The 22365-nt window shown below is 75.0% G+C and carries 29 protein-coding genes; 17 read left to right on the plus strand and 12 right to left on the minus strand.

Annotation, left to right across the window (positions count from 1 at the left end; genetic code table 11):
- Positions 1-3 precede the first annotated feature (3 nt).
- On the minus strand, positions 4-642 hold the full coding sequence (locus tag OP18_RS15985; RefSeq protein ID WP_033359700.1) for a response regulator transcription factor: 639 nt from the start codon (positions 640-642) through the stop codon (positions 4-6).
- Complete coding sequence (locus OP18_RS15990; RefSeq protein WP_033359701.1) at positions 632-1810, minus strand: GAF domain-containing sensor histidine kinase; 1179 nt, start codon at positions 1808-1810, stop codon at positions 632-634. The genes OP18_RS15985 and OP18_RS15990 overlap by 11 nt, the downstream gene beginning before the upstream one ends.
- Before the next feature lie 125 nt (positions 1811-1935).
- Here OP18_RS15990 and OP18_RS15995 point away from each other — a divergent pair, with 125 nt between their 5' ends.
- The 3 genes from OP18_RS15995 to OP18_RS60580 are packed head-to-tail and all read left to right on the plus strand — an operon-like array spanning position 1936 to position 3996.
- Positions 1936-2592, plus strand: a complete 657-nt coding sequence (locus OP18_RS15995; protein WP_033359785.1) for an SDR family NAD(P)-dependent oxidoreductase — start codon at positions 1936-1938, stop codon at positions 2590-2592.
- Positions 2589-3617 carry an S-adenosylmethionine:tRNA ribosyltransferase-isomerase gene (locus tag OP18_RS16000; protein ID WP_081970801.1) on the plus strand — a complete coding sequence of 343 codons (1029 nt, stop codon included), beginning with the start codon at positions 2589-2591 and terminating at the stop codon, positions 3615-3617. The genes OP18_RS15995 and OP18_RS16000 overlap by 4 nt, the downstream gene beginning before the upstream one ends.
- A 25-nt stretch (positions 3618-3642) precedes the next feature.
- A complete protein-coding gene (locus OP18_RS60580) occupies positions 3643-3996 on the plus strand; it encodes a hypothetical protein (protein WP_033359702.1) in 354 nt (117 codons plus the stop codon).
- Here the strand turns inward: OP18_RS60580 and mug are convergent.
- Positions 3933-4556 (minus strand): G/U mismatch-specific DNA glycosylase, encoded by a 624-nt coding sequence (mug, locus tag OP18_RS16010; RefSeq protein WP_052386807.1) that lies wholly within the window; start codon positions 4554-4556, stop codon positions 3933-3935. The genes OP18_RS60580 and mug overlap by 64 nt on opposite strands.
- Before the next feature lie 48 nt (positions 4557-4604).
- Here mug and OP18_RS16015 point away from each other — a divergent pair, with 48 nt between their 5' ends.
- The 4 genes from OP18_RS16015 to OP18_RS16030 are packed head-to-tail and all read left to right on the plus strand — an operon-like array spanning position 4605 to position 7121.
- Positions 4605-5030: an ester cyclase gene (locus OP18_RS16015; RefSeq protein ID WP_211273565.1), complete on the plus strand. Its 426-nt coding sequence runs from the start codon at positions 4605-4607 to the stop codon at positions 5028-5030.
- A gap of 21 nt (positions 5031-5051) precedes the next feature.
- Positions 5052-5471 (plus strand): RidA family protein, encoded by a 420-nt coding sequence (locus OP18_RS16020; protein WP_033359788.1) that lies wholly within the window; start codon positions 5052-5054, stop codon positions 5469-5471.
- Between the two features lie 14 nt (positions 5472-5485).
- Positions 5486-6124, plus strand: a complete 639-nt coding sequence (locus OP18_RS16025) for a hypothetical protein (protein ID WP_033359704.1) — start codon at positions 5486-5488, stop codon at positions 6122-6124.
- A 10-nt stretch (positions 6125-6134) separates the two neighbouring features.
- Positions 6135-7121, plus strand: coding sequence for an NAD-dependent epimerase/dehydratase family protein (locus OP18_RS16030; RefSeq protein WP_033359705.1), 987 nt, complete (start codon positions 6135-6137; stop codon positions 7119-7121).
- 322 nt (positions 7122-7443) lie between these two features.
- Here OP18_RS16030 and OP18_RS16035 read toward each other — a convergent pair whose 3' ends face one another.
- Positions 7444-8388 carry a class I SAM-dependent methyltransferase gene (locus tag OP18_RS16035; RefSeq protein WP_033359706.1) on the minus strand — a complete coding sequence of 315 codons (945 nt, stop codon included), beginning with the start codon at positions 8386-8388 and terminating at the stop codon, positions 7444-7446.
- Between the two features lie 95 nt (positions 8389-8483).
- On the opposite strand from OP18_RS16035, the gene OP18_RS16040 reads away from it, so the two are divergent.
- Both OP18_RS16040 and OP18_RS16045 read left to right on the plus strand, forming a co-directional pair.
- Complete coding sequence (locus OP18_RS16040) at positions 8484-9485, plus strand: LacI family DNA-binding transcriptional regulator (protein WP_033359707.1); 1002 nt, start codon at positions 8484-8486, stop codon at positions 9483-9485.
- Between the two features lie 71 nt (positions 9486-9556).
- Positions 9557-10477: an NHL repeat-containing protein gene (locus OP18_RS16045; protein ID WP_033359789.1), complete on the plus strand. Its 921-nt coding sequence runs from the start codon at positions 9557-9559 to the stop codon at positions 10475-10477.
- Here the strand turns inward: OP18_RS16045 and OP18_RS16050 are convergent.
- A complete protein-coding gene (locus OP18_RS16050) occupies positions 10474-11424 on the minus strand; it encodes a helix-turn-helix transcriptional regulator (RefSeq protein WP_033359708.1) in 951 nt (316 codons plus the stop codon). The genes OP18_RS16045 and OP18_RS16050 overlap by 4 nt on opposite strands.
- A gap of 63 nt (positions 11425-11487) precedes the next feature.
- On the opposite strand from OP18_RS16050, the gene OP18_RS16055 reads away from it, so the two are divergent.
- The 5 genes from OP18_RS16055 (at position 11488) to OP18_RS52570 (ending at position 15055) form a co-directional block, all read left to right on the plus strand.
- Positions 11488-11895: a VOC family protein gene (locus OP18_RS16055; protein WP_033359790.1), complete on the plus strand. Its 408-nt coding sequence runs from the start codon at positions 11488-11490 to the stop codon at positions 11893-11895.
- Complete coding sequence (locus OP18_RS16060) at positions 11895-12440, plus strand: YdeI/OmpD-associated family protein (protein ID WP_211273566.1); 546 nt, start codon at positions 11895-11897, stop codon at positions 12438-12440. The genes OP18_RS16055 and OP18_RS16060 overlap by 1 nt, the downstream gene beginning before the upstream one ends.
- A gap of 40 nt (positions 12441-12480) precedes the next feature.
- Positions 12481-13395, plus strand: a complete 915-nt coding sequence (locus OP18_RS16065) for an LLM class flavin-dependent oxidoreductase (protein WP_033359710.1) — start codon at positions 12481-12483, stop codon at positions 13393-13395.
- A 23-nt stretch (positions 13396-13418) separates the two neighbouring features.
- Entirely contained in the window at positions 13419-13904 is a 486-nt protein-coding gene (locus OP18_RS16070) for an aminoacyl-tRNA deacylase (protein ID WP_052386825.1), read from the plus strand.
- Positions 13905-14296: 392 nt separating this feature from the next.
- Positions 14297-15055 (plus strand): C40 family peptidase, encoded by a 759-nt coding sequence (locus tag OP18_RS52570; RefSeq protein ID WP_052386810.1) that lies wholly within the window; start codon positions 14297-14299, stop codon positions 15053-15055.
- Between the two features lie 104 nt (positions 15056-15159).
- Here the strand turns inward: OP18_RS52570 and OP18_RS16080 are convergent, their stop codons facing one another.
- Complete coding sequence (locus OP18_RS16080) at positions 15160-15594, minus strand: cupin domain-containing protein (protein WP_033359712.1); 435 nt, start codon at positions 15592-15594, stop codon at positions 15160-15162.
- 166 nt (positions 15595-15760) lie between these two features.
- Here OP18_RS16080 and OP18_RS16085 point away from each other — a divergent pair, with 166 nt between their 5' ends.
- Both OP18_RS16085 and OP18_RS16090 read left to right on the plus strand, forming a co-directional pair.
- Positions 15761-16195 (plus strand): WapI family immunity protein, encoded by a 435-nt coding sequence (locus OP18_RS16085; RefSeq protein ID WP_033359713.1) that lies wholly within the window; start codon positions 15761-15763, stop codon positions 16193-16195.
- Positions 16196-16239: 44 nt separating this feature from the next.
- Positions 16240-17433 (plus strand): hypothetical protein, encoded by a 1194-nt coding sequence (locus OP18_RS16090; RefSeq protein WP_033359714.1) that lies wholly within the window; start codon positions 16240-16242, stop codon positions 17431-17433.
- 18 nt (positions 17434-17451) lie between these two features.
- Here OP18_RS16090 and OP18_RS16095 read toward each other — a convergent pair whose 3' ends face one another.
- From OP18_RS16095 to OP18_RS16105, 3 genes are all read right to left on the minus strand, one after another.
- On the minus strand, positions 17452-17817 hold the full coding sequence (locus OP18_RS16095) for a VOC family protein (protein ID WP_033359715.1): 366 nt from the start codon (positions 17815-17817) through the stop codon (positions 17452-17454).
- A 54-nt stretch (positions 17818-17871) separates the two neighbouring features.
- On the minus strand, positions 17872-18486 hold the full coding sequence (locus OP18_RS16100; protein ID WP_033359716.1) for a trimeric intracellular cation channel family protein: 615 nt from the start codon (positions 18484-18486) through the stop codon (positions 17872-17874).
- Between the two features lie 89 nt (positions 18487-18575).
- Complete coding sequence (locus OP18_RS16105; RefSeq protein WP_033359717.1) at positions 18576-19067, minus strand: hypothetical protein; 492 nt, start codon at positions 19065-19067, stop codon at positions 18576-18578.
- 204 nt (positions 19068-19271) lie between these two features.
- On the opposite strand from OP18_RS16105, the gene OP18_RS16110 reads away from it, so the two are divergent.
- Positions 19272-19481 carry a hypothetical protein gene (locus OP18_RS16110; RefSeq protein ID WP_033359718.1) on the plus strand — a complete coding sequence of 70 codons (210 nt, stop codon included), beginning with the start codon at positions 19272-19274 and terminating at the stop codon, positions 19479-19481.
- 598 nt (positions 19482-20079) lie between these two features.
- Here the strand turns inward: OP18_RS16110 and OP18_RS16115 are convergent.
- The 3 genes from OP18_RS16115 to OP18_RS16125 form a co-directional block, all read right to left on the minus strand.
- Positions 20080-20724, minus strand: coding sequence for a GNAT family N-acetyltransferase (locus tag OP18_RS16115; RefSeq protein ID WP_033359719.1), 645 nt, complete (start codon positions 20722-20724; stop codon positions 20080-20082).
- A gap of 8 nt (positions 20725-20732) precedes the next feature.
- On the minus strand, positions 20733-21134 hold the full coding sequence (locus OP18_RS16120; RefSeq protein ID WP_245635393.1) for a DoxX family protein: 402 nt from the start codon (positions 21132-21134) through the stop codon (positions 20733-20735).
- A 200-nt stretch (positions 21135-21334) separates the two neighbouring features.
- Positions 21335-22339 carry an NADP-dependent oxidoreductase gene (locus tag OP18_RS16125; RefSeq protein WP_033359720.1) on the minus strand — a complete coding sequence of 335 codons (1005 nt, stop codon included), beginning with the start codon at positions 22337-22339 and terminating at the stop codon, positions 21335-21337.
- Positions 22340-22365: the final 26 nt, after the last annotated feature.

Consider the following 22365-nt stretch of genomic DNA (forward strand, 5'->3'; position numbering starts at 1 on the left):
CGGTCAGTCGAGACCGGAGCGCACGGCGTACAGGGCGGCCTGGGTGCGGTCCTGCACGCCGAGCTTGGTGAGGATCGCGCTCACGTGGGTCTTCACCGTCTTCTCCGCCAGGCCCAGCCGCCGGGCGATCTCCCGGTTGGACCGGCCGCGGGCGACCTCGGCGAGCACCTCCCGCTCCCGGGCGGTGAGGTGCGCGGCCTCCGGCGGCGGGCCGCTGTCGGCGAGCAGCCGGGCGACGTCCGGGTGCAGCAGGACGTGCCCGGCGTGCACGGCGCGGATCGCGGCGGCCAGCGCCGGCGGGTCGATGTCCTTGTACACGGCGCCGGCGGCACCGGCCCGCACGGCGGGCAGGACCGCGGACGGGTCGGTGAAGCTGGTGATGACGAGCACCTTCGCGGGGTCCGGCCGGCGCAGCGCGCGCAGCGCCTCGACCCCGTCGCCGCCGGGCATCCTGAGGTCCAGCAGGATCACGTCGGGCGAGGTCGCCTCGGCCGCGGCGACGCAGGAGGCGCTGTCGTGGGCCTCGCCGACGACCACGATGTCGTCCTGCAGGTCGAGGAACGTGCGCAGGCCCTGCCGCACCACCGGGTGGTCGTCGACGACGAGCACCCGGATCCGGGCCGGGGCGGGCTCAGCGGTCACCGGGGACCTCCATGGTGACGGTCGTGCCGGCGCCCGGCGTCGACGTCACGGTCAGCCGGCCGCCGACGCTGCGGGCGCGTTCGCGCATCGAGGCGAGCCCGAGCCGGCGCTGCGCGGCGCCCGGGCGGGCCGAGCCGCCCGAGCCGCCGGGGCCGGCGGTGTCGAACCCGGTGCCGTCGTCGGTGACCCGCAGGGTGCAGCCGCGGCCCGAGCGGCGCAGGTCGATGTCGACGTGCCGGGGGTCGCCGTGCCGCAGCGCGTTGTGCAGGGCCTCCTGGGCGACCCGGTACACCGCCTCCTGCCGCTCCTCGGACAGCTTCGGCACCTGGTCGCCGGTAAACCGGATCCGGGCCGCGTGGACCCGGTCGAGCAGCTCGGCCTGCCGCCGCAGCGCCGTGGCCAGGCCGTCGCCGGCGAGGTCCGCGGGGCGCAGGCCGACCACGACGGACTTGAGCTCGGCGGTCGCCTCGGCGGCCAGCCGGCGCACCGTGTCCAGCTCGGCGAGGGCCCGCTGCGAGTCGCGGGTCACCAGGGCGGACGCGGCCTCGGCGGTGAGCCGCAGGCTGAACAGCTTCTGGGTGACCGCGTCGTGCAGCTCCCGCGCGATGCGCTGGCGCTCCTCCACGATGGACAGTTCGCGGCCGCGCTCGTACAGGCGGGCGTTGACGATCGCGATGGCGGCGTGCGCGGCGAGCAGGCGCAGCAGCTCCTCGTCCCCGGCGTCGAAGCCGCCCCCGCCGTGCCGGCCCGGCTGCGGGCGTTTGTTGGCCAGGAAGATCTCGCCGAGGATCTCGTCGCCGTCGACGATCGGCATGCCCAGGAAGTCGACCATCTCGGGGTGCCCGGCCGGCCAGCCCTCGAACCGGGGGTGCCTGCGGATGTCGGCGGCGCGCACCGGGCTCGGGTCGTGCAGCATCGCGCCGAGCAGGCCGTGCTGGCGGGGGATCGGGCCGATCGCCCGCCACTGCGCGTCGGAGAGACCGTCGGCGATGAACTCGCGGAACGAGCCGTTGCCGTCGGGGATGCCGAGCGCCGCGTACTGCGCGTCCAGCAGCCGCCGGGCGGCCGCGACGATCGTCTGGAGGACCTCGCGGACCGCCAGGTGCGCCGTGACGGCCAGCACCGCCGCGCTCACCTCGCGCAGCTCGTCCCGGTCACAGGCGCCCATGCTCCCGACAGTACCGACGCCGCGGCACCCGCCGCCTCGGCTCCTGGACCTAGGACCAAAGGCCCGGGCGCCGGCCCGTCCGCGGCCCGATGGCGGCGGGCCGGGCGCTGCATAGCGTCGGTGCCATGCCAACTGCCATCATCACCGGCGCCTCCCGGGGACTCGGGCGGGCGCTCACCACGGCCCTCGCGACGGCCGGCTGGACCGTCGTCGCCGACGGCCGCACCCTGACCGCGACCGCGGACGGGTTGCCGCCCGGGGTCGTCCGGGTGCCCGGCGACGTCACCGACCCCGCGCACCGGGCCGCGCTCGTCGACGCCGCGCTCGCCACCGGCCGGCTCGACCTGCTCGTCAACAACGCCGGCATCCTCGGGCCCAGCCCGCAGCCGCCCCTGGCGGACTATCCACTTTCGACACTGCGCGACGTGTTCGAGGTCAACGTGCTCGCGCCGCTGGCACTGACCCAGCTGGCGTTGCCGGCGCTGCGCAAGCACGGCGGCGCCGTCGTCACCGTCACCTCCGACGCGGCGGTCGAGGCGTACGCGGGCTGGGGCGGCTACGGTGCCGCCAAGGCCGCCGCCGAACAGGCCAGCAGCGTGCTCGCCGTCGAGGAGCCGGACCTGCGCGTCTGGTGGGTCGACCCCGGCGACCTGCGCACCCAGATGCACGCCGAGGCGTTCCCCGGCGAGGACATCAGCGACCGGCCGCTGCCGGAGACGGTGGCACCGGCGTTCGTCGACCTCGTCACCGCCCGGCCCGCGTCCGGAAGGGTCCGGCTGTGACCGCGCTGGAGCTCGGGGCGGGCCGGGCGCCGCTGGACTTCGAGCTGCCGCCGGCGCTGGAGGCGCACGAGCCGCCCGAGGCGCGCGGGACCGCCCGCGACGGGGTGCGGCTGCTCGCCGGGCAGGGCACCACGGTCAGCCACCACCGGTTCACCGACCTGCCCGACCTGCTGCGCGCCGGTGACCTGCTGGTCGTCAACACGTCCGGGACGCTGCCCGCGTCGGTGCCGGTCGCCGGCGCGCCGCTGCGCGTGCACTTCTCGACCCGGCTCGCCGACGACCGCTGGCTGGTCGAGATCCGCGGCCCCGATCTCGGCCCGCACCCCGGCCGGCCCGGACCGCTGCGGCTGCCCGGCGGCGGCACCGTCACGCTCGAGGAGCCCTACTCGCGGGGCAGGCTGTGGTTCGCCACGGTGCGCACCGGCCTGCCCGTCGTGGAGTTCCTGCAGCGGTACGGCCAGCCGATCCGCTACCCGTACGTGCGCCGGCGGTGGCCGATCGAGGCGTACCAGACGGTGTTCGCGACCCAGCCGGGCAGCGCCGAGATGCCCAGCGCGGCGCGGCCGTTCACCGACCGGGTCGTGACCCGCCTCGTGGCGGCCGGGGTGCTGCTCGCCCCGCTGGTGCTGCACACCGGGGTCGCGTCGGCCGAGGCGCACGAGCGCCCGTACCCGGAGTGGTTCCGTGTCCCGCCGAGCACGGCGCGGCTGGTCAACGACACCCGCGCGGCCGGCGGCCGGGTCGTCGCGGTGGGCACGACGGCGGTCCGCGCCCTGGAGACGGTCGCCGCCCCGGACGGCCGGGTCGCCGCCGGTGAGGGCTGGACCGACCTGATCGTCACGCCGCAGCGCGGGGTCCGGGCCGTCGACGGGCTGCTCACCGGCCTGCACGAGCCGAAGGCGTCGCACCTGGACCTGCTCGCCGCGGTCGTCGACCGGGACCTGCTCGCCCGCTGCTACGCCGAGGCGGTCGGGCACGGCTACCTCTGGCACGAGTTCGGCGACGTCAACCTGCTGCTGCGCTGAGCGCACCCTGGGTTAGGGTCGCGGCATGACGATGGCCGGGGACGTCGGGCGGGCGCTGGACGAGTTCGTGCGCAGGGTCGGCGTGTTCGACGGGCCCGCCGGCCAGGTGCCCGGTGGCGCCGCGGCGGACGGCGTCGAGCTGCGGGTCGGTGACACCGCGGTGCGGCTGTCACCGGGGACGGCGCGGGCGTTCGTCGAGGCGCTGCGGGCGTACCAGGACCCGCGCGACCGCGGGTCGTGCGACCACTGCGGCGGTCCGCGGCTCGACGACAACTTCATGTGCGCCGACTGCGGCCAGCCCAGCGGCCTGTTCGGTCAGCTGCTGCGGGAGCGGGCCGCCAGGTTCGAGGGGCCCGGCGAGCTGGGGTCCGCCCCGTAGGCGACCGCCCGCCGCAGCGCGGCGAACTCGGCGGCGAGGGCGTCGAGCGTGAAGTGGGCGTTGAGGCCGCTCGGGTTGGGCAGGATCCACAGCCGCGCGCCGCTGAACTCGCCGTCCTGCGGGCCGACCGTGACCCGCTGCGCGCCGAACGCGGTGCGGAACGCGGTCACGCCGAGCACCGCCAGCCAGGCGGGCGCGAACCGCGCGACCTTCTCGCGCAGGACCGCGCCGCCGGCGGTCAGCTCGTCGCGGGTCAGCTCGTCGGCGCGCGCCGTCGCCCGGGCGGCCAGGTTGGTGATGCCCAGCCCGTACCCGATGAGCAGCTCCTGCTCGTCCGGGCGCAGCTGCCGCGGGGTGAAGCCGCCACGGTGCAGCGCCGGCCAGAACCGGTTGCCGGGGCGGGCGAAGTGGTGCCCGGTCGCCGCCGACCACAGGCCCGGGTTGATCCCGCACAGCAGGACGTCCAGGCCCGGCGCGATGACGTCCGGGAGCACCTTGTCCACCGCGGCGGCCAGGTCCTCACGGCTCGGGCGGCCATCCCGGTTCACTGTCGACGCCATGCCGACAAGCATGCCAGCGGCGCCGCCGCGACCCGGCACAGTGGACCCGTGGAGACGACACCTACCCCGATGGATCTCGATGCCGTGCTGGCGCTGTGGGACCGGCCGGTCGGCGACCGGGCCGACGCCGCGGCCGACTTCCGGCGGTACTACGCCGACCCGGTGCCGGTCAACGGCACCCCGATGACCGCCGAGGACCTCGTCGCCCGGGCCCGCGCGCTGCAGGTCGCGTTCGCCGACCGGCGCACCGAGCTGGTGCACCGGGTGGAGACCGCCGACCGGCTGGTGATCGGCTTCCTCATGCACGTGCGGCACGTCGGCCCGTACGACACGCCGCTCGGACGGGTCGAGGCGACCGGCCGCCGGCTGCGGATCAGGGTCACCGACATCCTGACCGTCGAGGACGGGAAGATCACCGACATCTGGGTGATGTCGGACGACGCCGACGTGCTGCGCCAGCTCGGCCGGCTCTGACGATCCACTACGGTGGTCGGCATGGCTGAGCGACGGTTGATCTCCAGCGGTTCGACGTTCGAGCGGGAGATCGGGTACTCCCGGGCGGTCGTCGACGGTGACTGGGTGCACGTCTCGGGGACCACCGGCTTCGACTACACCACGATGACGATCTCCGACGACGTGGTGGCGCAGGCCCGGCAGTGCTGGGCCAACATCGACGCCGCCCTGCGCGAGGCCGGTGCCGCCGTCAGCGACGTCGTCCGGGTGCGCTACCTGCTGCCGGACGCCGCGGACTTCGAGCCGTGCTGGCCGGTGCTGCGCGAGTGGCTCGGTGACGTCCGCCCGGCGGCGACGATGCAGGTGTGCGGCCTGTCCGACCCGCGGATGCGGATCGAGATCGAGGTGACCGCCCGCCGCGGCGGCAGCCAGGTCGCGCCCGGGCTCGGCTGGCCCAGGTAGGGACCCGCGCGGCGATGGACGCGGCGGCGGCACGCGCACGGCTGCGGCACGTGCGCTGGATCGGTGGCGGCAGCGGCGGGGGCAAGTCGACGCTCGCGCGGCGGCTGGGCGAGGAGCGCGGGTGGCGGCATTACGCGACCGACGACGTGATGGGCGACCACGCCCGGCGCAGCACCGCGGCCGACGCGCCGCTGCTGGCCGCGTTCGCGGCGATGGACATGGACGAGCGGTGGCTGCTGCGCCCGCCCGAGGTGATGCTCGAGACGTTCCACTGGTTCCGGGGTGAGGGCTTCGGGCTGATCGTCGAGGACCTCCTGGCGCTGCCGGAGCGCCCCATCGTGGTCGTGGAGGGGTTCAGGCTGCTGCCTGAGCTGGTCCAGCCGCTGCTGACGCGGCCGGAGCACGCGGTGTGGCTGCTGCCCACGCCGGCGTTCCGCCGGGCCGCGTTCGAGCGGCGGGGCTCGTTGTGGCAGATCGCCGGCCGGACCAGCGACCCGGAGGCGGCGCTGCGCAACCTGCTGCGCCGCGACGAGCTGTTCACCGAGCGGCTCGCGCGGCGGGTACACGAGCTGCGGCTGCCGGCGATCGAGGTGGACGCGACGGTGGGTGAGGAGGCGCTGACGCGGCGGATAGGGGCGGTTTTCAGCGCCTAGGCTGGGCGGCATGCGGATTCTCATCGTCGGCGGCACGCAGTTCGTGGGACGGCACATCACGGAGGCGGCCCTCGCGGCCGGGCACGAGGTCACGTTGCTGCACCGGGGGCAGACCGGTGCGGGGCTCTTCCCGTCGGCGACGCACCTGCTCGCCGACCGTAACGCGCTGCCCGAAGGGCTGCTCGACGGCGAGTGGGACGCGACCGTCGACGTCAGCGGCTACGTGCCGCGGCAGGTCCACGCACTCGCCGACGCGCTGGCCGGGCGGGGCGGCCGGTTCGTGTACATCTCCAGCGTGTCGGTCTATGACACGCCGGTGGCGCCGGGCTTCGGCGAGGACGCGCCGGTGCAGCGGCTCACCGACCCGGCGGTCGAGGAGGTCACCGGCGCGACGTACGGGCCACTGAAGGCGGCGTGCGAGCGGGTGGCCGTCGACCGCTTCGGGACCTCGACGCTGATCGTGCGGCCCACGTATGTCGTGGGCCCCTACGACCACCTGTCGCGGTTCACGTTCTGGGTCGAGCGGGTCGCCCGCGGCGGGGAGATCCTCGCGCCCGGCCCGCGTGACGCCGCGATCCAGGTCATCGACGCGCGGGACCTGGCGGACTGGACGATCCGGCTGCTCGACCGGCCCGCCGGCGGGGTGTTCCACGCGGTGAGCCCGGCGCCGCCGTTCTCGTTCGGGGAGCTGCTGGAGGCGATGGTCGCCGAGGTCGGGCCGCCCGGGACGACGCTGACCTGGGTCGAGCCCGGGTTCCTCGGCGAGCGCGGGCTCGACGGGGAGCGCCTGCCGCTGTGGTCCGCCTTCGACGAGGAGGCCGACCTGAACGCGGCGGACCCGTCGGCGGCGTTCGCGGCGGGCCTGGCGCCGAGACCGTTGCGGCAGACGGTGCGGGAGACGTACGAGCACGCGCTGCGGCATCCGCTGGCACCGCCGCCGGCCCGGCTCGCCGCGGACGAGGAGGCCCGCATCCTGGCGGAGTGGCACGCCCGCTGACCCGTCGTGGGCGGCGCCGGGCGGATGGCCGGCCGACACGGAGCCGAACCGTCGACCGCAGCCGCACGACCCGACCTCTGCCCAGCGCGACCTGGCCCGTGCCCGCCGCGGCCCCGCCCTGCCGGCCGCGACCCGATCTCTGCCCCAGCGCGACCCGATCCTTGGTCGCCGCGACCTGAACCCTGCCGGCCGCGACCTGGTCTCCGGCCGGCACGACCCGACCCCTGCTCGCCGCGACCTGAACCCCGCCCCGCCGCGGCACGGCCCACCGGCAACCCGCCGAGCGCGACCCGGATCCCGCCCACCGCGGTACGTGGGCGGTTCAGGTGGCGGTGCCGCGGACCGCGAGGGCCCGGGTGAGCAGCGGGATCGAGCCGTCGGCGGTCTGCGGCAGGCGGGCGCGCAGCAGCTCGCGCAGCGCGTCGCGGTGGTCCGCGGGCAGGCTCGCGACGTACGTGGGGGCGGGGCCGGTGCCGCCGAGGAAGGGGGACCAGTAGTCGTCGAAGCCGGCGAAGACCGCGGTCGTGTCGATCGCCCGGGCCGTCACCTCGGACAGGCCCGCGCCGGACCACAGGTCGCTCAGCGCGCCGGTGCTGCAGATGGAGTGTCGGCGGCCCTCGTCGAGGGCGGCGGCGGCCGGGTCGAGGCTGGTCGCGGCGTCCCAGAAGTGGCGCATCATGGTCATGCCGTCGGCGTAGTCCCAGACGTACGCGGCGACGACCCCACCCGGCGCGACGACCCTGGCGAACTCGGCCACGGCCGCCGTGGGGCCCGGCACGAAGTTGAGGGCGAGGCCGCTGACGACCGCGTCGACGGCCCCGTCGGCCACCGGCAACGCCCGCGCGTCCCCGGCGACGAACCACACGGCCGGCCCGCCGCCGACCGCTGCCGCGGAACCCGGGGTGGGAGACCCTGCCGAACCGGCGACGGTCGGCGTGCCGGAGCCCGTGGCGGGCGGGGCGTCGGGGCCGGCGGCGGTCGGCGTGCCGGAGCCCGCGTCGGGGCTGGTGGCGGGGGGAGTGGCGGCGGCGAGGCGGGACCTCGCCGTGGTCAGGAACGGCTGCGCCGGGTCGACGCCGGTGACCTGGGCCGGGGCGGCGGTGGCCAGGACGGTGCCGGTGAGGGCGCCGGTGCCGCAGCCGGCGTCGAGCCAGCGCCGGCCCGGCGGCACCCGCAGCCACGGCACGAACCGGGCCGCGACCGGGCGGCTCCAGCGGCCGACGTACGCCTCGTAGGCATCGCCCCTGGCCCACAGCTCCCGCGTCATGCCGTCACCGTAGGCCGCCGCGGCAAGCGCCGCCGGCGGAACCGGCGGACCGGCACGGAACCTTGGGCGGCGGCGGATGCTGCCATAATCGCCCGATGGGTAGCCGGCCGAGCCTCGCACAGGTGGCGGCGCTGTCGGGAGTGTCGGTCAAGACGGCGTCGCGGGCGTTGAGCGGCGAAGGGTATGTCGCCGTGGAGACGAAGGCGCGGGTGCAGAGCGCCGCCGACGAGCTGGGGTACCGGCTGAACCGGACGGCCCGGGAGCTGCGCCGGGGCGGGAACACCTCGACGCTGGTCGGGCTGCTCAGCGGGGACCTGGCGAACCCGTTCTACTCGCGGCTGGCCAGCGGGCTGGAGCGGGAGCTGCGGATGCACGGGCTGCAGCTCATCACCGCCAGCACCGACGAGAACCCGGAGTGGGAGGGGCGGCTCACCGACTCGCTGCTGGAGCGCAGGGTCCGCGGGCTGGTCGTCGCCTCGACGATGGCGGAGCACGGGCATCTGGCGGCGGAGCGGCGGCACGGCAGCCCGTTCGTGTTCGTGGACCGGCCGCCGGTGAACCTGACCGCCGACGCGGTGCTGCTGGACAACCGGGGCGGGGCCAAGCGGGCGGCCGAGCACCTACTGGAGCGCGGGCACCGGCGGATCGGCATCGTCGGGGACCTGTCGCGGTTGAGCACCCACCAGGACCGGGTCGAGGGGTTCGCCGAGGCGATGGAGGCGGCCGGGATCGCGGACTGGCGCGAGTACCTGCTGGAGGACGCGCACGACGTCGACAAGGCCGAGCGGGCGGTGCTGGCGCTGCTGGCCCGGGACCCGGCGCCGACGGCGGTGTTCACCACCAACAACCGGATCACGACCGGCGCGCTGCGGGCGCTGCGGCAGGGCGGCGGCGGGCGGGACACGGCGCTGATCGGGTTCGACGAGCTGGACCTCGGTGACGTGCTCGGGGTGACCGTCATCGCGCACGACCCGGAGGAGATGGGCCGGCACGCGGCGCGGCTGCTGCTGTCCCGGCTCGACGGCGACGAAGGGCCGGCCCGCAGGGTCGTGCTGCCGACCCGCCTGGTCGAACGGTCCACCACCGCCCCGCGGTAAGGGGCCAAGGTCAATCGATGTCCGACGATAGGATGGTCGGGTCCGATGAGATCTTGAACGGGGAGGACCTCATGCACAGACGCGCACTGCTCGCCGGCGCCGCCGGCGTCGCCGCCGCGATCGCGCTCCCGGGCGGCACCGCGGCGGCCGCCGCCCGCGGCACGGCGTTCCCGGAGGTGATCGGCCTGCCCGACGGGTGGCAGCCGGAGGGGATCGCCACCGGGAGGGGCACGACGTTCTACGTGGGCTCGCTGGCCGACGGCGCGATCTACCGGGGCAGCCTCGCGACCGGCAAGGGCGCGACATTCGTCGCCGGTGCCGCCGGGAGGCAGGCGCTCGGCCTCGAGTACGACACCCATGGCCGGCTCTGGGCCGCCACCGGCACCGGCGGGGCCGTGTACGACGGCGCCACCGGCCGGCTCCTCGCCGACTACGCGTTCGGCGGCTCGTTCGTCAACGACGTCGTGGTGACCAGGCAGGGGGCGTACTTCACCGACTCGTACCAGCCGTCGCTGCACTACGTGCCGCTCGACCACGCGGGGCGGCTGCCGGCGCCGCCGGCGGTGCGCACGATCGCGCTGCCCGGCGGGCTCGGCGACGCCGACGCGTTCAACAACGGCATCGAGGCCACGGCGGACGGGCGGCTGCTGGTCGTGCAGATGCTCGCCGGCCGGTTGTTCGCGTTCGACCCCCGGCACGGCACGGCCACGCAGGTCGACCTGGGCGGGGCCAGCGTGCTGCAGGGCGACGGGCTGCTGCGGCGCGGCCCGCACCTGTACGTGGTGCGCAACTTCTTCAACCTCATCGCCAAGTTCCGGCTGGCACCGGACCTGCGCACGGCGCGCCTGGTCGAGGAGATCACGCACCCGCGGTTCGACATCCCGGCGACGGTCGCGGCGTTCGGCGGTGCGCTGTACGCGGTCAACGGCCGCTTCGACCTGCCCGCGCCCGGGCCGGCCGACACGTACACGGTGGTCAGGGTCCCGGCCTAGGGCACGGCCTGGATCACGGCGGCCTGGTACCGCGCCGCGAGGTCGCGCAGCAGGTCGCGCAGCTCGGGCGGGTCCAGCACCGTGAACCCGAACCCGATCGACCCCAGGAACCCGGCCAGGTCCATGAGCTTGTCGGCGCCGGTCTCCAGCTCGCAGGTGGCGTCGCCGGTCGGGGTGAGCAGCCCGGCCGTCGACGCCAGCCGCGCCGTCACCTCGGCGATCGGCGCGTGCAGCCGGATCCGGGCCGGGAAGCGCCAGGCCGTGGAGGCGACGCCGCGCAGCACGTGGGCGACGGCGTCGCCGCCGGGCGGCTCGCGCGGCGCGAAGCGCGGGCCGGTCGGGGGGTGCAGCACCACGAGGTCGGCGCGGAACGTGCGCCAGTCGGCCCGGTCGACGTCCCAGGCGAGCAGGTACCACCGCCGCCCCGTGTAGACGAGGCGGTGCGGCTCGGCCCGGCGCCGGCGGTCCTTGTAGTCGAAGCTGATCCGCTCATGGTCCCGGGTCGCCGCGGCCAGCGCGGTCAGCAGCGACGCCTCGACGGTCGGGCCCCCGCCGGCTGCGGAGACGGTCGCCGAGCGCAGCGCGTCGACGCGGCGGCGCAGCCGGGGCGGCAGGGTCTGCTCCAGCTTGATCAGCGCCCGCAGCGCCGGGTCCTCCAGGCCGCTGACCGACCCGGCGGCCGCCGCGCGCAGCCCCACCGCGACCGCGACCGCCTCCTCGTCGTCCAGCAGCAGCGGCGGTGTCGCGGCGCCGGCGCCCAGGCGGTAGCCGCCGGTCCTGCCCGTGCTGGAGTCGATGTGGTACCCGAGGCTGCGCAGCCGCTCGATGTCGTTGCGCACGGTCCGGGTGGTGACGGCGAGCCGGTCGGCGAGGTCGGCGCCGGACCAGTCGCGGCGGCTCTGCAGCAGCGACAGCAGCCGCAGCAGCCGCGCCGAGGTCTCCAACATCCACTGAAGTCTGCCAGACATTGCGGAACCTACCTTTCCGCAATGGCCGGTAGCGTCGTCGCCATGCCCACCACGTTTCGCGGATTCGCGACCCTGAGCCTCTTCGCCGCCGACCACGACGCCGCCAAGCGCTGGTACGCGGACCTGTTCGGCGTCGAGGCGTACTTCGAGCGGCCCGGCTACGCCGAGTTCCGCATCGGCGACCACCAGGACGAGGTCGGCATCGTCGACAGCCGGTACGCCCCGTACGACACGACGACCGCACCGGCCGGCGCGCTCATGTACTGGCACGTCGACGACCTCGAAGGCACCCTGGAGCGGCTCACGTCGATGGGGGCGACGCCGCTGCAGCCGGTCACCGAGCGCGGGCACGGCTTCGTGACGGCGGCGGTGACCGACCCGTTCGGCAACGTCGTCGGCGTCATGCACAACCCGCACTTCCTCGACGTCGTCGGCGCGGCGGGCGCCTGATGGCGCCGGTCCTGTTCGCCGACGCGGCGGCGTTCGAGGCGTGGCTCGGCGAGCACCACGCCACCGCCGCCGAGGTGTGGATCCGCGTCGGCCGGAAGGGCAGCGGCGTGGCGAGCCTGTCGGTGGGGGAGGCGCTCGACGTGGCGCTGTGCTTCGGCTGGATCGACGGGCAGCGCAAGGGCCTGGACGAGCGGCATTTCCTGCAGCGGTACGTGCCGCGCCGCCCCCGCAGCTCGTGGTCCCAGGTGAACGTGGCGAAGGTCGAGGCGCTGACCGCGGCCGGCCGGATGCGCCCCGCGGGGCTGGCCGAGGTGGCGAAGGCGCAGACGGACGGGCGGTGGGCGGCGGCGTACCCGTCGCAGCGCACCGCGACCGTCCCGCCCGACCTCGCCGCGGCGCTGGCCGCCGACCACCGGGCGCGGGCGGCGTTCGAGGCGCTGCCCGGCACCGAGCGGTACCTGATCATCCTGCGGCTGCTGAAGCTGCGCACCGAGGCCGGCCGGGCCGCCCGGGTGCGGGCGGTCGTCGAGCGGCTCGGCGGGTGACCGGGCCCCGCCGGCGTCGGGCGGCTGGCAGCATGGCGGGATGACGACTCTGGGTGCCGTGTTCGTGCCGCAGCTGCCGCCGGAGCGGCTGCGCGCCGTGGTCCGCGCCGCCGACGACAGCGGGCTGGAGGAGCTGTGGCTGTGGGAGGACTGCTTCCTCGAAGGCGGGGTGGCGACCGCGACGGCGGCCCTGGCCTGGTCGCAGCGGCTGCGTGTCGGGGTGGGGCTGCTGCCCGTCCCGCTGCGCAACGTGGCGCTGACCGGGATGGAGCTGGCGACGCTGCACCGGCTGTTCCCGGGCCGCGCGCTCGTCGGGGTCGGGCACGGGGTGCAGGACTGGATGGGGCAGGTCGGCGCGCGGGCGGAGTCGCCGCTGACGCTGCTGCGGGAGTACGTGACCGCCCTGCGGGCGCTGCTCGCCGGTGAGCGGCTCAGCGTCCAGGGCCGGTACGTGCGGCTCGACGGCGTCGCCCTCGACTGGCCGCCGACCGAGGCCTCGGTCGGCAGCCAGGCAGGCGACCAGGCAGGGCCGCTGAACACGGGGGTGCTGGTCGGCGCGACCGGCCCGAAGACGCTGCGGCTGGCCGGCGAGGTCGCCGACGGCACGATCCTGACCGGCGGCACCGACGTCGACGGGGTCCGGGCGGCCCGCCGGCTCATCGACGAGGGCCGGCAGGCCGCCGGGCGCGACGAGCCGCACCCCGTCGTGGTGTACCTGCACGCCGCCACCGGCCCGGACGCCGTGGAGCGGATGGCGGCGGAGCGGGTGCGCTGGGGGTACCGCGACGGGCAGGACGTGTCGGTCGCCGGGGACGCCCACGCGGTCGCCGACGCGGTCAACCGCTGGGCGGACGCGGGCGCGGACACCGTGGTCCTGCAACCGACGCCCGACGACCCGGACCCCGAGGGGTTCCTGCGGTTCGTGGCGGAGCGGGTTCGCCCACTGGTCGGCTGAGGCGTGCCGGTACCGTGGCGAAGATGTCCCCTGATCCAGCACCTGGCGGCAACCCGGCGGTCGCGGCGGCCGAGGCGAGCGGGATCGCCTTCCGGGTCGTCGAGCACGGGCCGGTCCGCAGCCTCGCCGAGGCCGCCGCGGCGCGGGGCGTGGCGGTCCCCGACGTCGTCAAGACGATCGTGGTGCGGGTCGGCGACGGGGACTACCGGTTCGTGCTCGTGCCCGGCGACCGGGTGATCTCCTGGCCGAAGTTGCGCGCCCTGCTCGGCGTCAACCGGCTGTCGATGCCGGACGCGGCGACCGCCCGCGACGCGACCGGCTACGAGCGCGGCACGATCACGCCGTTCGGCGCCACGACGGCGTGGCCGGTGATCGCCGACGAACGGATCCTCGGCCGCGAGATCACGCTCGGCGGTGGCCGGCACGGCGTGGCGCTCGCGGTCGACGCCGGTGCCGCCGTGCAGACCCTGCGGGCGACCGTGGCGGACGTGTCGGATCCCGAGCGCTGATCGACGCGCGCTGTTGCCGTTGGTACCGGCGGCAACCGTCCCCGCCAATGGCAATTCGCGCAAAAAGCCCGACTTCTCGGGAAATTGTGGAAATGTGGCACTCGCAACGATCATTGCCCGGGTTTCCGGCACCCGTGCGCCGGCGGTTTCCGCCACCGGAGCGCGCGACCTGGCCCGTGGCGGCGCACGACGGTGTGCGCCCCGCGGCCGGGTCACCGGAAAGCGCAGGTGGGCCCCGGGCCTAGCGGGGAGTCGCACTGTCCACACATCCGTTACGCCGCCACCCGGCGGCCCGCCGCTGCGCCTTCGCGGCGAAGCGCCCCGACCGCGGACCGCGTCCGCGGGCCGGCCTGCGAACCCAGCTGCGCACCGGCCTCGGCACCGTGCTCTGCGTGGTCCTCGGCACGGTCGCCGGCAGCGCCCCGGCGCTCGCCGCCCACGAGGACCCGGACGCCGGCACCATCTCCGTCAGCACCGCGGCGCCGCCCGCGGGGGTCCGCTCACTCGTGTACTACCAGCCGCCCGCGCCCGACGCGCTCGCCGAGGTCCGTGACATCCGCGCCGCGAGCCGCAACGCCGCCCGGGAGCGGCGGGCCGCGGTGACCGACCCGGCCGGCCGGCCGGAGGCGACCGGGACGGTGGCCGCCGCGGTCTCCAGCAGCCCGCAGCGGGTCCGGAAGGGGCGCACGGGCACCCCGCGCACGAGTCCCGGCCGCCAGCGGCCCGCCCGCGCCGCGACGGTCCGCAGCGTGCCCCGCCGCCCGGCGGCACGCGCCACGGCACCGCGGGGCACGGCACCGTGGACCGGCCCGCCCGCGGACGCCGGGGGAGGGGTGGTCGGGTTCGCGCTCGCCCAGGTCGGCAAGGGGTACGGCTTCGGCTCCGTCGGACCCGACCGGTTCGACTGCTCCGGGCTGGTGGCCGCCGCGTACCGGCGGGCCGGGATCACGCTGCCGCACCAGACGGGCGCCCTGGCCCGGGTCGGCCGGCCGGTCGGCCGGGGTGAGCTGCGCCCCGGCGACCTGGTGTTCCCGTCGACCGGCCACGTCGGCATCTACATCGGCGGCGGCCGGATGGTGCACGCCTCCACCGAGCGGGACGGGGTGAAGATCTCGCCGGTCTACGCCTTCCGCTTCGCCCGGCGGGTCTGAGCACCGCGGAAGTCCACATCGGACGGCCTGTGCCGTCCGATGTGGACCGTCCGGCCTCAAGGGTCAGGGGTCAGCGGCCAGGGGTCAGCGGTCAGGGTCAGGGGTCACGGCTCCAGGCGGAAGTCGGCGAAGTCGAACCCCGGCGCCACCACGCAGCTGACCAGGACCGGCTCGTCACCGACCGGCGTCGCGGCCTGCCACACGCCGGCCGGGACCAGCACCTGGGGGCGCTGCCCCGCGGCGACGTCGCCGCCCAGGAGCGTGGCCGGGCCGTCGCCGGGACGCTCCCCGGAGCCGCCGAGGCGCAGCGCGAGCGGGCCGCCCGAGTGCCAGAACCACAGCTCGTCGGAGCGCACCACGTGCCACGCCGACTCCTCGCCCGGGTGCAGCAGGAAGTAGATCGCGGTGGCCGCGCTGCGCGGACCGTCGTAGCCGTCCGGGAAGAACGTCACCGGCGAGCGCCACGTCTCCCGGAACCAGCCGCCCTCCGGGTGCGGCGCCAGGTCGAGCAACTCCGCCAGCCGTGGTCGCGTCGTCATCCCGCCACCGTAGCGACCGCCGCCGGGCAGGCATCGTCCGGCCGAACGTCCGGTGCGCTCGGGCGGCGCGCTTGCGATGCTGGCTGGGTCGGCCGCCGCGGTGGCGGCGACGGGCACAGCGAGGTCGAGGTCGTGGAACTGGTGGCACTGTGAAGCAGGAAGCGCTGTGAGGCTGGAGGCACCGGGCGGCGTCACCGTCGAGCTGCGCGTCGTGGACCGGACGAGTACCCACCCGGACGGCCCCGGCGGGCTGCTCGTCATCGAGGGCGTCGTCGACGCCGGCGACGGCCGGGCATGGACGTTCCGTGACGCGTGCCTCACGGCCGCGGAGGCGGCGACGCTCGGCGGTTGGCTGCTCAAGGCCGCCAAGGGGCGGCTGGAGCTGCCGGACCGGCTGTCGTTCGCGGCGCCGAGCCTGACGTTCACCCTCGAGGAGCACGACCACCTGCAGCCCCGGGTCACCGTCGGGTTCTCCCTGGCGGCGGCGCCGCCGTGGCTCGGCGCGGAGCGCCACCGCACCTACGACTACCCGGTGACTTTGGACCTCGACCCGGAGACCCTCGAGGCCGCCGCCGTCGACTGGGAGCGCGAGCTGCGCTGACGGCACCGTCTCCGCGGCCCGTCCGGCGGTCGTAGGATCGCCGGATGCGACGACGCACCCCGGCAGCGGCACTGGCAGCGGCACTGACGACCGTCGTTCTCACGCTCGCCGGGTGCGGCGGGTCACCGGCGAAGCCGCAGCCCGCGGCGGCCGCCGGGAGCGCCGCGCCGTCGCCGGGTTCGCCGCCGGCGCCGTCGACACCCGGCAGCACGCCGCCGGGCAGCTCGGCGCCGGCCGCGCCCGCGCAGGTCAACGGCAACCCGGGCGGGCGGGCGAGCGTACCGGCGGAGGCGCGGGCCGTCGACACGTCGAAGCCCACCAGGGTCGTCGGCACCGGCACGCCCGGCAGCTGCACGTCGGAGGCCGTGGTGTCGGCGGTCGGCGCGGGCGGGATCATCACCTTCAACTGCGGGCCGGACCTGGTGACGATCACCATGAAGGCCACCGCGAAGGTCAAGAACGTGCAGGGCGCGAAGATCGTGCTCGACGGCGGCGGCAAGGTGACGCTCAGCGGCGAGGGCCGGCGGCGCATCCTGTACATGAACACGTGCGACAAGAACCAGGGCTGGACCACGTCGCACTGCCAGGACCAGGACCACCCGTCGCTGACGGTGCAGAACCTCGCGTTCGCCGACGGCAACTCGACCGGCGACACCACGGAGGGTGGCGGCGGCGGCGCGATCTTCGTGCGCGGCGGCCGGTTCAAGGTCGTCAACTCGCGGTTCGTGCGCAACCGCTGCGACCAGACCGGCCCCGACCTCGGCGGCGCCGCGATCCGGGTGCTGAGCCAGTATCACAACCAGCCGGTGTACGTGGTGGGCAGCACCTTCGGCGGCGCCTCCGGCCAGGGCGGGGTGTGCGCCAACGGCGGCGCGCTGAGCAGCATCGGGGTGTCGTGGGTGGTGCTCAACAGTGTGCTGTCGTACAACTCGGCGGTCGGCAAGGGTGCCAACCCCGCCCGGGGCGGCACCCCGGGCGGTGGCAGCGGCGGCGCCATCTACTGCGACGGCAACCTGTTCACCGTGCGGCTCGCCGGCACGCTCGTCGAGCAGAACAAGGCGAACGAGGGCGGCGGCGCCGTGTTCTTCGTCAGCAACGACCGCACCGGCACGATGTCGATCGAGAGCTCGACGCTGCGGAAGAACCCGAGCGCCGGGTTCGAGACGCCCGGCTTCCCCGGCATCTACTTCCTCGGCGCCCGGCCCCCGTCGGTGTCCTCGTCGACGCTGACCCGCTGAGCCGGCGTACAGGACGAGCTATGAACGCAGGCAGGCGCAGAACGGGTGACCGGCCGGGTCGAGCAGGACGAGGTACCGGTCGGGCGCGGGCTGGAAGTCGGGGCGGGTCGCGCCGAGCTTGAGCGCGCGGGCCTCGGCGTCGGTGAGGTCGTCGACGTAGAAGTCGAGGTGGAACTGCTTCGGCACCGGCCCCTCGGGCCAGGTCGGCGGGGTGTGACCGGGGATCTGCCCGAAGCCGATCGACGAGGTGCCGTCGCTGATCATCGCGTACTCGGCCTGGGAGTGGGTCACCTCCCAGCCGAGGACCTCGCTGTAGAAGGTGGCGAGCACGGGCGGCTCGGCGCAGTCGATGTTGACCATGATGAGCGTGGCGAATCCAGACATGCCCTCATCCTGCCGCCGGTTCCTGCCATCTCGTGTCAGGATTCCCGGACGGGTTCACCGCCCGGAGGCCGTGGGCGCCGACCAGTTGCGGCGCAGCGCGACCATCCGCAGCACGAAGACGAGCACCGCGGCGAGGGCGATGCTCACCGGGCGCTGCGCGTGCAGCGCGTCCAGCGCCGCCACCGAGGCGCAGCCGAGCAGGCCCGCCACGGCGTAGATCTCGCGCCGCAGCACCGTGGGGATCTCGCCGGTCAGCAGGTCCCGGATCAGCCCGCCGCCGATCCCGGTGATCATGCCGATGATGCAGGCGCCGACCGGCGGGATGCCGGCGTCGAGCGCCTTCAGCGTGCCGGTGACCGTGAACAGCCCGAGGCCCGCGGCGTCCAGCACCAGGACCGTCCAGTACAGCCGGCTCACCGCCGGGTGCAGCCAGAACGTCGCCGCGGAGGTCACCACCGCGACGGCCGCGTACCGCCAGTCGACGAACGCGAACGGCTGCACGTTGACGAACACGTCACGCATGATGCCGCCGCCGAGCGCCGCCATGAACCCGACGAACACCACCCCGAACAGGTCCAGCTTCTTCGCGACACCGGCGGTCGCGCCCGAGGCGGCGAACACGGCGATGCCGACGAGGTCGACGACGAGCAGCAGGCTGAGCTCATGCACGGGGGTGCTCCAGCGGAACGAGGCGCGACACGACGCAACGGGCGCGGCGCCTTCCGGCACCACGCCCGTTCTGTATACGGCAAGCGGACTCAGATGTTGTTGATGATCGCCATGCTCGTCTCGTGCTGCATCGCCATCATGTCGGAGACGGCGGCCGCGTCGTAGTAGCCGCCGGAGCTCGCGCCCGCGTCGGCGGTCTCCGTGTCGGTCTCGGCGGGGCCGGAGACGTTGCCCTCCGCGGTGGCCATGCCGCCGCTCACGTCACCGTCGAGGTTGCCGCCCGAGCCGTCGTAGTCGGCCGTGTCGTACTGGGCGATGTCACCGTCGAGGTTGCCACCGGAGCCGTCGTAGTCGGCGGTGTCCTGGGCGGTCAGGTCGGTGTACTCGTCGGTCAGGGCGTTGTACGACTGCTCGTAGACGCCGTTGCCGTCCTCGTCGAGGGCGGCGAAGTCGGCCTGGCCGTCGCCGTCGAGGTCACCGACGATGACGTTCGCGCCGTCCTCGGTCGTGTAGATCACGGCCTGGTCCTCGACGCCGTCGCCGTCGAGGTCGGCGCTGAACGGGGTGTAGTCGTCGCTCATTATGGGTTGCTCCTTCAGGTGCTCGGTTCAGGTGGATCAGGGAACGAGAGGAACCGTACGAGCAGGCCGGTGCCGTTGACTCCCCCTTTGCTGCCAACCGGACAGCGAGGAAGATCACCAGGCGGGTTTGCGTCAGCCGGGGTCCGGGGTATCCAACCGTCGATTCGAAGAAGCCGAGTTCGTTGGATAGATGGAGGCAGTCCCGTGGGCAGAGGAACCGGTATCGGCGGGGTCATCCTCGTCATCTGGCTGATCATCGGCGTCATCGCGGCCGGTCAGCGCGGCTACTTCGACAGCGAGGACACCAACTGCGCGAAGACCGGCACGATCCTCGTGACGATCGTCGCCGGCCCCCTGAACTACCTGGGCGTCAACCCCAAGATCAATTGCGACCTGCCGGAGCCCTCGAAGTAGGCCGCGAGCACGCTCCCGGAAGCCGGCGCCACCGTCATGGCGCCGGCTTCAGCCGTCTCGCGGCGTTCTGCCGGTTCGCTTTCCTCCAGCGCCCCGCGGTACCTTTCGCGCTGGGCGAAGGCCTGCCGGCGTCGGGCCTGAACGCCCGGAAAGCTCGGCCAATGCCGGTAGGCTACGGAGCGTGCTCGGCCCGAAGATCGATTAGGACGGTTCGAGTACCGTCGTGATAGGACGTGCGCCGCCGACGCGGTCAGGGGTATGTGTCCGGTCGGAGAGATGTGCCAGGGCCGCCCGTGGGGGCCGGTTTCCTCGGTCCGGGGCGGCACTGCCCGACGTGGGGCGGGTTCTTCCGGCGGGTCCGCTCGGCGCTCGTCACCGGCCGGGCGTGCCGCCTGGGGTCGCCCGGCCCGCGTTGCCCCCTGAGTGCGCTGCTCGGGGTCACGGTCCCGGTTGACACCAGCTGAGCGTGCCGCTCGAGTTACCGTCCCGGCTGCCACTGGCTGAGCGTGCCGCTCGGGATCACTGTCCCGGCTGCCACCGGCCGAGCGTGCCGCCCGGGTCAGCCGCCCGGGTCGGCCGCCCGGGTCGGCCGCCCGGGTCACTCGTCCCGGTGGCCGGCGGCGGGGCGGCGCAGGCGGTACAGGACGTGCTCGACCAGGGGGTGGTCCGGCTCGAGGTTGGGGTGGCGGAAGTCGTCGGCCGGGTCGCGGGTCATGCCGATGCGGCGCATCACCGCCTGCGAGGGCTCGTTGGTGCGCGTGGTGATGGACACGATCTCGTCCATGCCAGCGCCGCCGTCAGCGGCGGGGCGGAACGCGAAGTCCCGCGCCGCCGTCGCCGCCTCCGTCGCGTACCCGTGGCCCCAGGCGTGTCGGGGCAGCCGCCACCCGATCTCCAGCGCCGGCGTGAAGTGCGCTGGGAACCGCTGCCACACCAGGCCGACGAACCCGATGAAGCCGGTCCCGTCGGGCCTGGTCAAGCCGGCCTCGTCGCGCCCGAGGCCGGCGGTCTCGTCGGGCCCGGTGAGGTCCTTGCCGTCGGGCTGGACGACTTCGACGGCCCACAGGCCGTAGCCGTGCTCGTCGAACGCCGCCTCGATCCGGTCGATCATCAGGTAGCTCTCGGCGCGGCTCAGTGGGCGTGGGAAGAAGCGCATGACGTCGGGGTCCGCGTTGAGCGCCGCGAACGGCGCCCGGTCCTCGTCCTGCCAGCGTCGCAGCACCAGCCGGTCAGTTCGCAGCATCCCCACATTCAACCCTGGCCGCGGGCCTCCCGGGCGACCCGCAACGCCCACACGATGAGCGGGACCTGCAGTGGCAGGCGGGCGTAGGCGACCGCGCGGCGCGCCGGGGGTGCGTGCCGCCAGTCGATCGCCATCTGCACGTTGGCGGGGAAGACCGCCGCGAAGAACCCGGCGGTGGCCAGCCCTGCCGCCCGGCGCGTGCGCGGGTGGGCCAGGCCCGCCGCGAGCGCGAGCTCCACGACCCCGCTCACGGCCGTGTACGTGCGTGGCGACCCGGGCAGCACCCGCGGCACGATCCGGTCGTACGGCGCCGGGTTGACCAGGTGTGAGATGCCGGCCGCCGCCAGCAGGCCCGCCAGCCCCAGCGGCCCCGCCAGCAGGCCCGCCAGCCCCAGCGGCCCCGCTGGCACGCGCGCCGGCCCGAGCGGGCGGGCCAGCGGACCCGCCAGCCCCAGCGAACCGGCCGGCGGACCCGCCAGCCGCGCCGGGCCGGCCGGCGAACCGGCCGGCGAACCGGCCGGCGAACCGGCCGGCGAACCGGCCGGCGAACCGGCCGGCGGACCCGCCGGCGGACCCGCCGGCCCGGCTGCCCGGCGCCGCCAGGAAACCGTCACGTGAGCCGGACGATCATCTTGCCCAGGTTCTCGCCGCGCAGCATGCCCAGGAACGCGTCGACGGCGTGGTCGATGCCGTCCACGAACGTCTCCGCGACCTGCACCCGGCCCTCGCGCAGCCAGCCGGCCATCTCCTCGACGAACGCCTCCCGGCGGTCCCAGTGGTCCAGGACCAGGAAGCCCTGCATGGTGATCCGCTTGCTGATGAGCAGCGTCAGGTTGCGGATGCCGGCCGCGTCCGGGTTGTTGTACTGCGAGATCGCGCCGCAGATGGCGACCCGCCCGTGCAGGTTCATCCGGAACAGCGCCGCCTCCAGCTGCTCGCCGCCGACGTTGTCGAAGAACACGTCGATGCCGTCGGGCGTCAGCTGCTTGAGCTGGGTGCGGATCGAGCCGTCCTTGTAGTTGAACGCCGCGTCGAAGCCGAGGTCGTCGACGAGATACCGCACCTTCTCCGCCGACCCGGCGGAGCCGATGACGAGCCGCGCGCCGCGCAGCCGGGCGATCTGCCCGACGAGCGTGCCGACGGCACCGGCGGCGCCGGAGACGAAGACGGTCTCGTCGGGGCGCATCTTCGCGACGTCGAGGAGGCCGGCGTACGCCGTGAGCCCCGGCATGCCGAGGACCCCGAGATACGCCGACGCGGGCGCGACCGTGGTGTCCACGACCCGCGTGTGCCGGGCGTCCAGCAGCGCGTACTCCCGCCAGCCGAGGCCGTGCAGGACGCTGTCGCCGACCGCGACGTCGGGGCTCTCGGACGCGACGACGGTGCCGACCGCGCCGCCCTCCAGCGGCGCGTCGAGCTGGAACGGCGGCACGTAGGAGGGCACGTCGTTCATCCGTCCGCGCATCGCCGGGTCGACCGACATGACCTCGTTGCGCACCAGGATCTGCCCCGGGCCGGGCGCCGGCAGCTCCTCGGTGACGAGCCGGAAGTCCTCCGGCGTGGGGAACCCGGTCGGCCGGGCGGCGAGCTGCCAGACCTTGCCGCTGGTGGTCATGCCGTCACCTCCGCTGCGCTGCGGCG

The organism is Dactylosporangium aurantiacum (genome assembly GCF_000716715.1).
GTDB classification, from domain to species: domain Bacteria; phylum Actinomycetota; class Actinomycetes; order Mycobacteriales; family Micromonosporaceae; genus Dactylosporangium; species Dactylosporangium aurantiacum.